The following is a 1,383-nucleotide window of genomic DNA, read 5'->3' on the forward strand; positions in this document are numbered from 1 at the left end:
GACAGACCCAGGGAACTGAAACATCTAAGTACCTGGAGGAATAGAAAGCAAAATGCGATTTCCTGAGTAGCGGCGAGCGAAACGGAAGATAGCCCAAACCAAGAGGCTTGCCTCTTGGGGTTGTAGGACACTCTATACGGAGTTACAAAGGAACGGGGTAAATGAAGCGACCTGGAAAGGTCCGTCGAAGAAGGTAAAAACCCTGTAGTTGAAACCTCGTTCCCTCTTGAGTGGATCCTGAGTACGGCGGAACACGTGAAATTCCGTCGGAATCTGGGAGGACCATCTCCCAAGGCTAAATACTACCTAGTGACCGATAGTGAACCAGTACCGTGAGGGAAAGGTGAAAAGCACCCCGGAAGGGGAGTGAAAGAGAACCTGAAACCGTGTGCTTACAAATAGTCAGAGCTCGTTAATGAGTGATGGCGTGCCTTTTGTAGAATGAACCGGCGAGTTACGATCCCGTGCAAGGTTAAGTTGAAGAGACGGAGCCGCAGCGAAAGCGAGTCTGAATAGGGCGATATAGTACGTGGTCGTAGACCCGAAACCGAGTGATCTACCCATGTCCAGGATGAAGTTCAGGTAACACTGAATGGAGGTCCGAACCCACGCACGTTGAAAAGTGCGGGGATGAGGTGTGGGTAGCGGAGAAATTCCAATCGAACTCGGAGATAGCTGGTTCTCCCCGAAATAGCTTTAGGGCTAGCCTTATGTGTTAGAGTCTTGGAGGTAGAGCACTGATTGGACTAGGGGCCCCCAACGGGTTACCGAATTCAGTCAAACTCCGAATGCCAATGACTTATCCATAGGAGTCAGACTACGAGTGATAAGATCCGTGGTCAAGAGGGAAACAGCCCAGACCGCCAGCTAAGGTCCCAAAGTATACGTTAAGTGGAAAAGGATGTGGAGTTGCTTAGACAACCAGGATGTTGGCTTAGAAGCAGCCACCATTTAAAGAGTGCGTAATAGCTCACTGGTCGAGTGACTCTGCGCCGAAAATGTAACGGGGCTAAACGTATCACCGAAGCTGCGGATTGATACCGTATGGTATCAGTGGTAGGGGAGCGTTCTAAGGGCGTTGAAGCTAGATCGTAAGGACTGGTGGAGCGCTTAGAAGTGAGAATGCCGGTATGAGTAGCGAAAGACGGGTGAGAATCCCGTCCACCGTATGCCTAAGGTTTCCTGGGGAAGGCTCGTCCTCCCAGGGTTAGTCAGGACCTAAGCCGAGGCCGACAGGCGTAGGCGATGGACAACAGGTTGATATTCCTGTACCACCTGATTTCCGTTTGAGCAATGGAGGGACGCAGAAAGATAGGGTAAGCGCGCTGCTGGATATGCGCGTCCAAGCAATTAGGCTGATGTGTAGGCAAATCCGCACATCAT

Annotated in this window: 1 rRNA gene; it reads left to right on the top strand. The window is 51.0% G+C overall.

The annotated features are described in order from the left end of the window. Positions 1-1,383 (top strand): 23S ribosomal RNA (locus ACX6U0_RS21250); the annotation flags it as partial.

The organism is Gottfriedia sp. ABJ_BB2_2, from assembly GCF_055484705.1.